Consider the following 12901-nt stretch of genomic DNA (forward strand, 5'->3'; position numbering starts at 1 on the left):
CCGAGCAACCAGGTCAACCGAGCAGCCGGGCCAGCTCCGCACCGAGGTAGGCGGCACCGAGGCCGCCCACCAGCGAGAGGCCGACATTGGCCGCCGCATACCGCCGCGCCCCGCCCTCGACCAGCCGCAGCGTCTCGTAGCTGAAGGTCGAGTAGGTGGTCAGCGCACCGCAGAAGCCGGTGCCGACCAGCAGCTGCCAGTGCGCCGAGGCGGCCCCCGCCAGCACCGCGCCGGTCACCAGTCCCAGCACCACGGTGCCGACCAGGTTCACCGCGAAGGTCCCCCACGGGAACACCGAGTCGTGCCTGGCCTGCACCGCGCGGTCCGTCAGATAGCGCGCCGGTGCCCCCACCAGCGCGCCGATCGCCACCAGCAGGTACCCGCTCACGCGTCCGGCTCCTCGAACCGGACCACCTCGACCGGCTCCAGCGTCACCAGCCCCCGGTTCACCAGCCCGGCCAGTCGCGGCAGGAAGGCCCGCACCCGCTCCTCCTCGTCCACGATCACCACGGCCACCGGCAGGTCCTCGCTCATCGACAGCAGTCGCGCCGAATGCAGCGTCCGGGACGCCCCGAAGCCCTCCACCCCGTGGAAGACCGAGGCCCCCGCCAGCCCGGCGGAGTGCGCCCGGTGCACGATCTCGGTGGCCACCGGCCGGTGGTGCCAGGTGTCGGTGTCGCCGACGATCACCGTCAGCCGCAGTGCCGAGCCGTTCATGTCGTCCTCCCGGTCCGGGCCAGCACCCGCCGGGTCGCCCCGGCCCCGCCGGTCACCGCCGCCATCGCCGCCACCAGGGTGAGCGCCAGGTAGCCCAGCGCCGTGCCCACCTCGCCCTTGGCCAGCAGCCGCTCGGCGTCCACGCAGTAGGTGGAGAAGGTGGTGAAGCCGCCCAGCACGCCGGTCCCGAAGAACGGACGGACCAGCCGGTGCGCCGGACGCCCTTCGGTGATCGCCACCAGGAAGACCCCGATCACCAGGCAGCCCAGCACATTGATCAGCAACGTGGTCCACGGGAAGCCGCCGGCCACCGTCAGCCACAGCCGCCCGGCCTCGTACCGGGCCTCGGCCCCGAGCACCCCGCCGACCGCGACCACCGCGACCACGTCCAGCGGAAACTCCCGCGCGCTCACGACGCCGCCGCCCGCTCGGCCAGTCGGCGAGCCGCCCGTTCCCGGGTCGCCGCCGGCAGTTCGGCCACGTCCACCAGCCGGTGCAGCAGCTGCGGCTCGGCGGTCAGCGCCCGGAACACGGTCGCCACGTCGAGGCCGTGCCCGGGCCGGCGCACCACCCGCACCGGGTCGCCCGCGCACACCGGACCCTCCCGGAGCACCCGCAGGTAGGCACCCGGCAGCGCCCGCTGGGTGAACCGCTTCACCCAGCCGCGCTCGTCCAGCCAGTCCGCGAAGGTCCGGCACGGGATCCGCGGCACCGAGACCTCCAGCAGCAGCGTCCCGCCCACCAGCCAGCGCTCACCGATCAGCGCGCCGTTCACGTCCAGGCCCTCGGTGGTGAGGTTCTCGCCGAACTGGCCGGGCCGCAGCTCGCGCCCCAACTCCGCCGCCCAGTAAGCCAGATCCTCCTGGGCGTAGGCGTAGACGGCCTGCTCGGGACCGCCGTGGTGGCGCAGGTCGCAGATCGCGTCCCCGGCCAGCCCACTGCCCTGCACCGGCACCGTGACCTCGAGGGAGCCGGTCACCGGCCGCTTGTCGATCCCGGTCACACCCGGCTCGGAGAACTCCGCCGGGGTGGCCACGCCGATGTTCACCGACCGGACGAAGGCACCTGATTCCATATGCCAAAACTACCGTCTCCGCCCATCCGGCCTCCCCCTGACGGCCCAGCCGGGAAGCCGCCCGCCCGTCGCCCGCACAGGCTGGGCACATGGACAAGCCGCCCCGTGCCCCGCTCTGGCTCTGGCTGCTGCTGACCGGCGGTCCGGTCCTGCTGTTCACCGCCTACTTCACCCTGCCGCTGGGGACCTTCGGCCCCCACCACCCGGCGCTCAGCTGGACCGTCTTCGTGCTGCTGCTGACGGCCACGGCCGGGCTGCTGCTGCGGGCCATCCTGTCGATCTGGATAGAGTCCCGACGCGGGCTGCCCGGGCTCACCATCCTGCTGCTCAGCATCGTCACCCTGCTGGTCTTCTCGACCTGCTACCTCGCGCTGGCCCGCTCCCCGGGCCACTTCAGCGGTCTGAACACCCGGATCGACGCGCTCTACTTCACCGTCATCACCGCGGCCACGGTGGGCTACGGCGACATCGTCCCGGTCAGCCAGACGGCCCGGGTCATCGTGATGCTGCAGATCCTCTACACCCTGATCTTCCTCACCGCCGCCGCCACCGCGCTCGGCCAGCGGATGCGCGGCCAGCTGGACCGCCGGGCCCACCGCCGCCGGGACGGAAGCGGTTGAGCTTTGCCACCGGCGAGGCGATGCTGGTCAGGTGACCGGCATCTTCGACGAGGAGTTGCGCGAGCAGCTGGCCCTGGCCCGCAAGGCCCTGGCCCAGGCTCGCGCCGACGGCGATCTCGACGGCGTCCAGGCCTACCAGGGCCGGATCGCCGGACTGCTGCGGACCGCCACCAAGCACGGCATCACCCTCGAGCACACCGAGGAGGAGGAGAGCGGCGAGAGCTGACGCCGCCGCCCGCCGCCCAACTGTTCGACCCGGCTAGGGTGATCGGCCATGGACGAACGAGGGCCCCACCTGCCACTGACCGTCGGCTTCGACCTCGACATGACGCTGATCGACACCCGCCCCGGCATCAAGCGGTGCTACGACCTGCTCGCCGCCGAGACCGGCACCGCGATCGACAGCGACCTGGTGGTCAGCCGGCTCGGCCCGCCGGTCGAACGTGAGCTGGCGAACTGGTTCCCCGCCGAGGCGGTGCCGACCGTGGCGGACCGCTACCGCGCCCTCTACGCCGAGCACGGCATCGAGGGCTCGCTCCCGCTGCCCGGTGCCCATGAGGCGATCGCCGCCGTGCACCGGCAGGGCGGGCGGGTCATCGTGGTCACCGGCAAGTACGAGCCCAACGCCCGGCGCAATCTCGACGCCGCGCGGCTCGCGGTGGACGGCCTGCACGGGACGGTCTTCGGCGCGCAGAAGGGCGCCGTGCTGCGGGCCGAGGGCGCGAGCGTCTACGTCGGGGACCACCTCGGCGACATCGAGGGCGCCCGGGTGGCCGGCGCCCTGGCCGTGGCCGTCGCCACCGGCCCGTACACCGCCGCCGAACTGGCCGCTGCCGGGGCCGACGCCGTCCTGCCCGAGCTCACCGGGTTCCCCGGCTGGCTCGCGGACCTGCGGGCCTGAACCCGCCACGGCGGCCCGGATCCACGGGTCGCCACCAGGCGGTGGCCCGGAAAAGCGTTGAGGCCGGTCGCTCCGACTTTCGTCGGACCGACCGGCCTCATCTGTGCGCGAGGGGGGAGTTGAACCCCCACGCCCTTTCGGGCACTGGAACCTGAATCCAGCGCGTCTGCCTATTCCGCCACCCGCGCAAGGTGTTGTCGAAGATGCTAACCGATCGTCCGGGTGAGGTCGAATCGGTTTGGACCCGCTTCGCTTCCCACTCGGCCGGCTTCGGCTCCCTCTCGGGCGCCCCTTCCGACATGGAAAACATTAGCACGCCCCGCGGGCGACCTACGAATCCTTCGCAGGCCAGGGCCTGCACACCAACCGCCCGGCCGCCACTCGAACGGCTCGACGAACAGCCTGGCGAACGGGTGAGCGAGGGATGAGCGTCCGCCGCCAGGGGTACCTCTCGTTGCACCGGAACCGCCTCAGCGGCCAGGGTGTGCGCTAGCTCGCCCGGGTCCAGCGGGCGGCCGGGGAACCGTACAGATGGCCAAGGCGTGGATACGATCAGTACGGAAGTACCGCAATCGGGCCCGCGACGGCCCGGCCCAGCAGCCGAGAGACCTTTGGAAGGGGGTGCCCCGTGGGAGTCATGAAGAAGTTCGAGCAGCGACTCGAGGGTCTCGTGAACGGCACCTTCGCGAAGGTGTTCAAGTCCGAAGTCCAGCCCGTGGAGATCGCCGGCGCGCTGCAGCGCGAGTGCGACAACAACGCCACCATCTGGAACCGCGACCGCACCGTGGTGCCGAACGACTTCATCGTCGAGCTCAGCTCGCACGACTACGAGCGGCTCAGCCCGTACGCCGGCCAACTCGGCCAGGAGCTCTCCGGCATGGTGCTGGAGTACGCCGAGGCGCAGCGCTACAGCTTCCTCGGTCCGCTGCAGGTGAACCTGGAGCGCGCCGACGACCTGGACACCGGCCTGTACCGGGTGCGCAGCCGCACGCTGGCCGGCGAGACCCCCGAGCCGCCGGCCGCCGCCGCGCCGGCGCAGCCCAGCTACGGCCGGACTCCTGGCGAAGCACCGGGAGCACCCGCCGCGCCGGGCGCATCCAGCGCACCGTGGCAGCAGAACAGCGCGGCGACGTACGCCGGTGCACCACCGGCGCCGAGCGCCCCGCCCGCCATGCCCCCGACACCGCCGAGCGCCGGGATGGGCAATGTGCGCCCCTTCCCCGGCTCCGGCACCGGTGCGGGCACCCGGCGCTGGATCGAGGTCAACGGCACCCGCCACCAGATCACCGGCAGCGCCTGCGTACTGGGCCGCTCCACCGAGGCCGATGTCCGGATCGACGATCCCGGCGTCTCCCGCAAACACGCCGAGATCCGCCCCGGCAACCCGGCCATGGTGCTCGACCTGGGGTCCACCAACGGCATCGTGGTGGACGGACAGCACACCCAGCGCGCTACGCTCCGCGACGGCTCGCGGATTGTCGTGGGCTCCACGACGATCATCTACCGACAGGTCGAAGGGTAGGGCGAGCTCCGGTGTCCGAACTGACTCTGACAGTCCTCCGGCTGGGTTTCCTGGCCGTGCTGTGGCTGTTCGTCATCGTCGCGGTCCAGGTGATCCGCAGCGATCTGTTCGGCGCCAAGGCAGGCGGCAGGACCGGCCGGCGCGGCGGGCGCACCCCGGCGACCGCGACCGGCACCCCGGCCCCGACCCCGGTCGGGGCCCCGCCGCGACAGCAGGGCGGCGGAGCGCGCGAGGCCACCCAGGGCGGCCAGGGCGGCGGCCAGCGCGGCCGTCGCGGCGCGCCCGCAGGCCCGACCCAGCTGGTGGTGGTCGAGGGCGGGCTGGCCGGCACCACGGTCGCGCTGCAGGGCCAGGTCATCACCCTCGGACGGGCCCACGACTCCACCATCGTGCTCGACGACGACTACGCCTCATCGCGGCATGCCAGGATCTACCCAGACCAGACTGGGCAGTGGACCGTGGAGGATCTAGGCTCCACCAACGGCACATATCTCGACCGGCAGCGGCTGACCACGCCGATGCCGCTGCAGGTGGGAGTGCCGATCCGTATCGGCAGGACCGTCATCGAACTGCGGAAGTAGTAGCGCATGAGGGACAGCACCCCGTCCAAGACCAGCCGGGACGGCAGCGCGATGGCTGCCGCGGCCCTGCGCGAGGCCCAGAGGGGGGCACGCACCGTATGAGCCTCGTGCTGCGTTTCGCCGCCGGTTCCCACAAGGGCCTGATCCGGGAGGGGAACGAGGACTCCGGCTACGCCGGTCCCCGGTTGCTCGCCGTGGCCGACGGCATGGGCGGCGCGGCGGCCGGTGAGGTCGCCTCCTCCGAGGCGCTCAGTTCGATCATCTCGCTCGACGACGCCGACCCCCACGCCGACCTGCTGACCCTGCTGAACGACGCCGTGCAGGCCGCCAACGAGCGGCTGCGCGTGATGGTCGAGCAGGATCCGCAGCTGGAGGGCATGGGCTGCACCCTCACCGCGCTGCTGTGGACCGGTGATCGGATGGGCCTGGTGCACGTCGGCGACTCGCGCGCCTACCTGCTGCGGGACGGGGCGCTGACCCAGATCACCCAGGACCACACCTGGGTGCAGCGCCTGGTCGACGAGGGCCGGATCACCCCGGAGGAAGCCGAGACGCACCCGCAGCGCTCGCTGCTGATGCGCGCGCTGGACGGCCGCGGCCAGGTCGAGCCCGACCTGTCGATCCGCGAGGTCCGGGCCGGCGACCGCTACCTGATCTGCTCCGACGGCCTGTCCGGACCGGTCAGCCACCAGACCCTGGAGGAGACGCTGGGGAGCTTCTACGCCCCCGAGCCGACCATCCAGGAGCTGATCCAGCTCGCCCTGCGCGGCGGCGGCCCCGACAACATCACCTGCATCGTGGCCGACGTGCTCGATGTGGGCCCCAGTGACACCCTCAGCGGCCAGTTCGCCACCACCCCCGTGGTGGTCGGCGCGGTGGCCGAGGGCCCGCACGGCACAGCCGTGGACCACCAGATCATCGACACCCCGGCCGGTCGCGCCGCGGGCCTGGGGCGCCAGCAGCCCCCGCCGCCCGGCGCCTTCGGCCCGGCCAACGGCTACGACCACGCCCAGGCCGGCTTCGGCCCGGCCGAGGGCTACGGCGGCGGGTACGCCGAGGGGTACGGCGATCCGCACCTGCAGGGGTACGGCGACGGGTACGCCGAGGGCTACGACCAGAACGGCTACCCGGTGGAGGGCTACGGCGACGCGGCCCACCCCGGCGAGGGCTACGGCGACTCACCGGCCGGTCCGGCCGGTGAGTACGGGGCCGAGGCCGAGGGCCACCCGGTGCCCGAGCAGCCGAAGAAGCGCCGCTGGTTCCGCCGCTCGGCGATCACCGCGGTGGCGCTCTGCCTGGTCGGCGGCGCCGCGTACGCCGGATACCAGTGGACCCAGGGCCAGTACTACGTCGGCGAGCACGACGGCCACGTCGCCGTCTACCAGGGCATCAACCAGGACCTGGCCGGGTTGCAGCTCTCCTCGGTCCAGCAGGAGTACCAGGACGCCGCCGTCGCGGACCTGCCCGCCGCCCAGCAGAGCCAGCTCAAGGGCACCGTCTCGGCCGGCAGTCTGAGCGCCGCCACCGCGCAGGCCGACCAGTTCAGGGACCAGGCCTCGGCCTGCCACAAGCTGAAGCAGGGCACCGCCACACCGGCCGCCACGGCGACCAACGCCTCGTTCGAGACCGCGCCGAAGACCGAGCCGAAGGCGGGTGCCTCGCCGACCGCGCCGAGCCCCTCCACCACGCCGCAGCCGAGCAGTACGCCCTCGCAGGCCGCTGCCTCGCCCAGCGCCCCCGCCGCACCGAGCGGGCCGCCGCTCACCGCGGCGGAGCAGCAGTTGGCGAAGAACTGCTCCTGAGCGGCGCGACCGCCGACCAGCCGGGCGGGGCCACCGGGCCCCGCCCGCGGGCGACCCGGGCGGTCGGGGGGTAAGCGTTCGTGCGGTTGAATGGCTGGGCCGCGCCACGCAGTACGCACCGAGGAGGGGACCGCGTCTCAATGAACCAGCCCATTCGACGGGTCTCCGTCTTCTGCATGGTCCTGATCTTCGCGCTGCTGCTGCGCAGCAACTGGATCCAGGCCGTGAGCGCCGACTCCTACGCGGACAACCCGAACAACATCCGCAACACGCTGGACCAGTACTCCTACCCGCGCGGCAACATCATCACCGCCGACGGGCAGCCGATGACCAGCTCGGACCTGACCACCGGTTACAAGTACAAGTACAAGACCGGCTGGACCAACGGTCCGCTGTACGCCCCGATCACCGGCTACTCCTCGCAGGTCTTCGGCTCCAACGGCCTGGAGTCGCTGGAGAACGGGATCCTCTCCGGCACCGACGACCGGCTCTTCTTCGGCGACACCTGGGACACGCTGACCGGTGGGAAGAAGCAGGGCGGCAACGTGGTCACCACGATCAACTCCAAGGCCCAGCAGGCCGCCTTCCAGGGGCTGGGGAACCGCAAGGGTGCCGCGGTCGCCATCGACCCGCGCACCGGCGCGATCCTGGCCCTGGTCTCCACCCCGTCCTACGACCCGGGCACCTTCGCCGGCAGCAGCACCAGCGACAGCAGCGCCTGGACCGGCCTGAACAGCGACCAGAACCAGCCGATGCTGGACCGGGCGCTCAAGCAGACCTACCCGCCGGGCTCCACGTTCAAGATCGTCACCGCCGCCACCGCGTTCGAGACCGGCAAGTACCAGAACCCGACCGACCAGACCGACACGCCCGACACCTACGTGCTGCCGGGCACCAACACCGTGCTGCACAACGACAGCGACAGCGAGCCGTGCGGCCAGGCCACCCTGATCGACGCCTTCGCGATCTCCTGCAACACGGTCTACGGCAAGCTCGGCGCCGACCTCGGCGAGTCGAAGCTGCTGGCCCAGGCGGACAAGTTCGGCTTCAACGCCACCGTCGACACCCCGATCCGCTCGGCGGCCAGCACCTTCCCCAGCGACTCCACCCCCGACGGCACCGCGATGGACGCCATCGGGCAGCACAACACCGCCGCGACCCCGCTGCAGATGTGCATGGTGGCCGCCGCGGTCGCCAACAACGGCAAGCTGATGCAGCCCTACCTGGTGGACCAGGAGAAGTCGGGCAGCGGCAGCGTCGTCTCCACCCACACCGCCAAGGAGATGGACCAGGCGGTCAGCCCGGCCACCGCGCAGAAGCTCCAGCAGATGATGGTCGCCGTGGTGCAGAACGGCACCGGCAAGCTGGCCCAGATCCCCGGCGTCGAGGTCGGCGGCAAGACCGGCACCGCCCAGCACGGGACCGACAACAAGGGACTGCCGTTCGCCTGGTTCGTCTCCTACGCCAAGGTCGGCAACGACATCCCGGTGGCCGTCGCCGTGGTGGTCGAGGACGGTGCCGCGACCAGCGACGAGATCAGCGGCGGCAGCATCGCCGCGCCGATCGCCAAGTCGATCATGCAGGCAGTGATCGGCCACTGATCCCGGCACGTTTCCGGCGAGCTGGGCCATACTGGGCGGTCGGACAGACGATCGGATACCGGTCTGGTCTCAGCTGCCGGGCGTGTCGAGTTGGTACGGCGACGACCGGTAGCGTATCCGCCAGCAGCGGGTGTGCCCGCGGCTCGGAGCCATGGCCCGCCGGGGCTCAGGGACCGGCGTCACAGAACCACCGTGACGAGGGCGGCGTCTGTACTGGAACGTGCGGGGACACCTACGTCATATCCTCACCGCCCGGTGAGGGAGAGGGTCGGAACTATGGAAGAGCCTCGTCGCCTCGGCGGCAGGTACGAGCTCGGCGGCGTCCTAGGACGCGGTGGCATGGCCGAGGTCTACCTCGCCCACGACACCCGGCTCGGCCGATCCGTAGCGGTGAAGACGCTCCGGGCCGACATGGCCAGGGACCCGTCGTTCCAGGCCCGCTTCCGCCGTGAGGCCCAGTCCGCGGCCTCACTGAACCACCCAGCGATCGTCGCCGTGTACGACACCGGCGAGGACTACATCGACGGGATCTCCATCCCGTACATCGTGATGGAGTACGTCGAGGGCTCCACCCTGCGCGAGCTGCTGCACTCCGGGCGCCGGCTGCTGCCCGAGCGCGCGCTGGAGATGACCATCGGCGTGCTGCAGGCCCTGGAGTACTCGCACCGGGCCGGCATCGTGCACCGCGACATCAAGCCCGCCAACGTGATGCTCACCCGGCAGGGCAACGTCAAGGTGATGGACTTCGGCATCGCGCGCGCCATGGGCGACGCCGGGATGACGATGACCCAGACCTCGGCCGTGATCGGCACCGCCCAGTACCTCTCGCCCGAGCAGGCCAAGGGCGAGACCGTGGACGCCCGCTCCGACCTCTACTCCACCGGCTGCCTGCTGTACGAGCTGCTCACCATGCGTCCGCCGTTCGTCGGCGACTCGCCGGTCGCGGTCGCCTACCAGCACGTGCGCGAGGAGGCCCAGCCGCCGTCCAGCTACGACCCCGAGGTGCGCCCCGAGGTCGACGCGATCGTGCTCAAGGCGCTCGCCAAGGAGCGCGACTACCGGTACCAGAGCGCCGACGAGATGCGCGACGACATCGAGCGCTTCCTCGACGGCCTCCCGGTGGCCGCCGCCCAGCAGGCCGCCGCGTACGGCATGGGCGGCTACGGCTACGACCCGAACGGCTACCCGGTCGACCACGACCCGTACGGCCAGACCAACCTGATGCCGCAGCAGGGCCACGGCGGCGCGCCGACCACCATGCTGCCGCCGGTCGGCCAGCAGGGCTACCAGCAGGGCGGCCCCGGCTACCAGGGCAACGGCTACGACGACGGCTACGGTGGCGGCGACGACGGCTACGACGAGGGCCCGCGCGCCAGCCGCCGCCGGGAGGACCAGCCGAAGAAGAGCAACACCTCCTGGATCATCCTGGCCGTCGCCGCGGTCCTGGTCCTGGTCGGCTCCTTCTTCGTCGCCTCCGCGATGTTCAAGGGCGGCGGTTCCGGCGGCTCCGGCTCGACCGGTCAGATCGTCGCGCCGACCCTCACCGGCAAGAACATCGCCGACGCCACCGCCGCGGCGAAGGCCGCCAGCGCCAAGCTGACGGTCACCCAGGGCGACCCGATCCCCTGCAACAACGTCGCCAAGGACCTGGTCTGCCAGCAGAACCCGGCAGCCGGCGCGCAGATGCCCGCCAACGGCCAGCTCACCGTCCAGCTCTCCAGCGGCCCCGGCCAGAGCCCGGTCCCCACCGTCACCGGCCAGGCCGCGGACGCCGCCACCAGCGCGCTGACCGCAGCCGGCTTCCAGGTCACCCCCCAGTACGCCAACGACGACAACACCCCGCAGAACTCGGTGATCTCGCAGAGCCCGCAGGGTGGCAGCCAGGCCGCGCCGAACAGCACGGTCACCATCGTCATCTCCCAGGGCCCGGGCAAGATCGCGATCAGCAACGTGGTCGGCCAGACCACCGCGGCGGCTGTCCAGACCCTGCAGCAGCAGGGCTTCACCTCGATCGACAGCACCTCGAAGACCACCCCGTCCACCAACGCCAGCCAGGTGGTCGGCACGGTCGCCTCGCAGACCCCGGCGGCCGGCAGCAAGGCGGCCAAGAGCGCCCAGATCACACTGACCATCTACACCGCGCCGACGACGGTCCAGCTGCCCGACGTCACCAACACGGACGTCAAGGACGCCATCGCGGCGCTCACCGCCAAGGGCTTCACCAAGTGGACGTTCTCCGGGCCGAGCGACAACAACTCGATCGTCACCCAGATGAACCCGCAGCCGAACCAGCTGATCGACCCCGGTACGAGCATCACGCTCACCACCACGGCGGCCACGCCAACCAAAGGGGGTCCCATCGGCGGCGCCTTCGGCTCCCCGCCCTTCACCCTCCCCGGGCAGACGACCCAGGGCGGGGGCAACTAGTCCCTGAACAAGCCTGAAGGGGCTGTGGACGACCATCCTGGTCGTCCACAGCCCCTTCGCCGTCGCCGCCCCGCAGCGGGCCTCACCGCCGTCGGCGGCGGTGCCCTCCCCCGCCTGGGGCCGCACTGATGGTGCAGAGCAGGTCGACCCGACCGCCGAGGGTGTGGACCGCGCTCGACGTGTCGGCGAGCCGGGCGCTGAGCGCGGCGAGCAGTTCCTGGTCGCGCCGCACCTGGGCGACCAGCCCGGCGTGCCGGGCCTCCAGGGCGGCGATGCCCTGCCGCAGCCCGTCGACCCGCTGCTGGACAGCTCCGGTGGCCTGCCCGACCAGCTGACCGATCGTCACCCCGGACAGGTCTGCGGGCCGTTCCACCGCGTCGAGCAGGTAGCGGCGCACCGCCCGGGCGACCTCGCTGTCGCGCAGCAGCATGGCGACGTCGAGGACCGCGCGGCGGGGGAAGACACCCAGCCCGGTACCTGGAACTGTTCTATGGGTCATGTTGACCCATAGAAAACTCTGCAGGTCAGAACCCTTCAGCAGGACGAAGCCGCTTTCGGTCAGCTCGTCCCGGTGCCTCCTGACCAGGCTTCGGATTGCCTCGTCGTCGACCTCGAAGTAGTCGGCCACCATCCGGCGCGTCACATGCACCCCGTCCGGCAGCATCAGCAGCGCCTTCACCTTCTCCAGCGCGTCCGTCCGCTCCGCCATGCTCGTCCGCAGGGTGCGCGACTCCAGCAGGACGGCGTCGTTGTCGATCACGGGTGTCTCCTCCCGGCAGCAGTGCCACCAGGAGCAACGCCTCGCACATCCGACCGTCACCCTGTCAGCAGCGGCGCTCGGGGTCACTCCCCCGGCGTGTTCGGACGGCCACACGCCTACGGGATTCTTCTCCGTCAGCCCCGCAGTTCCGCCGGCGGCGTCCGCTGCGCGTCCATCGGGTCCACCCGGACCAGGCTCCCCCACACCGCCATCCGGTACCGGGAGGTGTACACCGGCGTGCAGGTGGTCAGCGTGATGTACCGCCCGGGCTCCCGGTAGCCCGACTCCTGCGGCACCGGAGCGGTGATCCCCGTGTCGTACTTGCTGGTCTGCTCCAGGGTGGCGTCCACCCGGTAGACGTACCAGTGGTCCCGCGTCTCGACCACGATCGGGTCGCCCTTGCCCACCGCGTCGAGGTCGTGGAACTTGGCGCCGTGGCCGTCCCGGTGCGCGGCGAGCGCGAAGTTGCCGCTGGCGTCCCAGGGCATGGCCGCCTGGTAGGGCTCCTGGTAGGCGCCCGCCACACCCTGGTTGAGCACCTCGGGAGTGGTGCCCGGCTTGATCAGCACCTGGTAGTCCTTGCCCATCGCGGGCACGTGCAGGAACCCGATGCCCTCGCTCGCCAGGTACGGCACGGCGGGGGCCGCCGGGGCGGTCCAGGTCTGCCTGAGCCGGTCACCCGCCCGGTCCGACTGACGGTCCGCCAGCAGGTCGGTCCACCAGAGCGAGTAGCCGACGAAGAGCGCGAGCACCAGGCCGGCCGTGATCAGCACCTCACCCAGCACCCCGAGCGCCAGCGCGCCGCGGGAGCGGCGGCGGCCCGGGGCGCCGCCGCCCGCAGGGCTCACGGTCAACTGCTGCCACTGGTCCGTCACGCCGGCTCCGCTCGTCCACC

The 12901-nt window shown here is 71.7% G+C and carries 14 protein-coding genes and 1 tRNA gene; 8 read left to right on the forward strand and 7 right to left on the reverse strand.

The features are described from left to right. Positions 1-13: 13 nt before the first annotated feature. From crcB (OG403_RS19030) to OG403_RS19045, 4 genes are read right to left on the reverse strand one after another with little or no spacing between them, the layout of a single operon-like run. Positions 14-388 (reverse strand): fluoride efflux transporter CrcB, encoded by a 375-nt coding sequence (crcB, locus tag OG403_RS19030; protein WP_329565974.1) that lies wholly within the window; start codon positions 386-388, stop codon positions 14-16. Then, positions 385-717, reverse strand: a complete 333-nt coding sequence (locus OG403_RS19035; protein ID WP_329565976.1) for a DUF190 domain-containing protein — start codon at positions 715-717, stop codon at positions 385-387. Before OG403_RS19035 ends, crcB (OG403_RS19030) begins: the two co-directional genes overlap by 4 nt. After that, positions 714-1130, reverse strand: coding sequence for a fluoride efflux transporter CrcB (gene crcB, locus OG403_RS19040; RefSeq protein ID WP_329565978.1), 417 nt, complete (start codon positions 1128-1130; stop codon positions 714-716). Before crcB (OG403_RS19040) ends, OG403_RS19035 begins: the two co-directional genes overlap by 4 nt. Beyond that, the gene (locus tag OG403_RS19045) at positions 1127-1792 is read right to left on the reverse strand and encodes an MOSC domain-containing protein (protein ID WP_329565980.1); all 666 of its coding nucleotides are present in this window, start codon (positions 1790-1792) and stop codon (positions 1127-1129) included. Before OG403_RS19045 ends, crcB (OG403_RS19040) begins: the two co-directional genes overlap by 4 nt. Before the next feature lie 89 nt (positions 1793-1881). On the opposite strand from OG403_RS19045, the gene OG403_RS19050 reads away from it, so the two are divergent. From OG403_RS19050 to OG403_RS19060, 3 genes are read left to right on the forward strand one after another with little or no spacing between them, the layout of a single operon-like run. Beyond that, complete coding sequence (locus OG403_RS19050; RefSeq protein WP_329565981.1) at positions 1882-2412, forward strand: potassium channel family protein; 531 nt, start codon at positions 1882-1884, stop codon at positions 2410-2412. 31 nt (positions 2413-2443) lie between these two features. Then, positions 2444-2638 carry a hypothetical protein gene (locus OG403_RS19055; RefSeq protein ID WP_329565983.1) on the forward strand — a complete coding sequence of 65 codons (195 nt, stop codon included), beginning with the start codon at positions 2444-2446 and terminating at the stop codon, positions 2636-2638. A 48-nt stretch (positions 2639-2686) separates the two neighbouring features. Further along, positions 2687-3313 (forward strand): HAD family hydrolase, encoded by a 627-nt coding sequence (locus OG403_RS19060; protein WP_329565985.1) that lies wholly within the window; start codon positions 2687-2689, stop codon positions 3311-3313. 104 nt (positions 3314-3417) lie between these two features. On the opposite strand, the gene OG403_RS19065 is transcribed toward OG403_RS19060, so the two are convergent. Next, positions 3418-3501, reverse strand: a tRNA-Leu gene (locus OG403_RS19065). A 440-nt stretch (positions 3502-3941) separates the two neighbouring features. Between OG403_RS19065 and OG403_RS19070 the strand changes: the two genes are divergently transcribed. The 5 genes from OG403_RS19070 to pknB all read left to right on the forward strand — a co-directional run bounded on the left by OG403_RS19070 (position 3942) and on the right by pknB (position 11246). After that, positions 3942-4835, forward strand: a complete 894-nt coding sequence (locus OG403_RS19070) for a DUF3662 and FHA domain-containing protein (RefSeq protein WP_329565986.1) — start codon at positions 3942-3944, stop codon at positions 4833-4835. Positions 4836-4846: 11 nt separating this feature from the next. Beyond that, positions 4847-5416 (forward strand): FHA domain-containing protein FhaB/FipA, encoded by a 570-nt coding sequence (locus tag OG403_RS19075; RefSeq protein WP_329565988.1) that lies wholly within the window; start codon positions 4847-4849, stop codon positions 5414-5416. 98 nt (positions 5417-5514) lie between these two features. Then, positions 5515-7218, forward strand: coding sequence for a PP2C family protein-serine/threonine phosphatase (locus OG403_RS19080; protein ID WP_329565990.1), 1704 nt, complete (start codon positions 5515-5517; stop codon positions 7216-7218). Positions 7219-7358: 140 nt separating this feature from the next. Continuing rightward, positions 7359-8819 (forward strand): peptidoglycan D,D-transpeptidase FtsI family protein, encoded by a 1461-nt coding sequence (locus OG403_RS19085; protein WP_329565992.1) that lies wholly within the window; start codon positions 7359-7361, stop codon positions 8817-8819. Positions 8820-9095: 276 nt separating this feature from the next. After that, positions 9096-11246, forward strand: coding sequence for a Stk1 family PASTA domain-containing Ser/Thr kinase (pknB, locus tag OG403_RS19090; RefSeq protein ID WP_329565994.1), 2151 nt, complete (start codon positions 9096-9098; stop codon positions 11244-11246). 82 nt (positions 11247-11328) lie between these two features. Here pknB and OG403_RS19095 read toward each other — a convergent pair whose 3' ends face one another. Both OG403_RS19095 and OG403_RS19100 read right to left on the reverse strand, forming a co-directional pair. After that, positions 11329-12006: a hypothetical protein gene (locus OG403_RS19095; RefSeq protein ID WP_329565997.1), complete on the reverse strand. Its 678-nt coding sequence runs from the start codon at positions 12004-12006 to the stop codon at positions 11329-11331. Between the two features lie 134 nt (positions 12007-12140). Then, positions 12141-12881 carry a class E sortase gene (locus tag OG403_RS19100; RefSeq protein ID WP_329565999.1) on the reverse strand — a complete coding sequence of 247 codons (741 nt, stop codon included), beginning with the start codon at positions 12879-12881 and terminating at the stop codon, positions 12141-12143. Positions 12882-12901: the final 20 nt, after the last annotated feature.

This window comes from Kitasatospora sp. NBC_01266 (assembly GCF_036242395.1).
In the GTDB taxonomy this organism is placed as follows: Bacteria; Actinomycetota; Actinomycetes; order Streptomycetales; family Streptomycetaceae; genus Kitasatospora.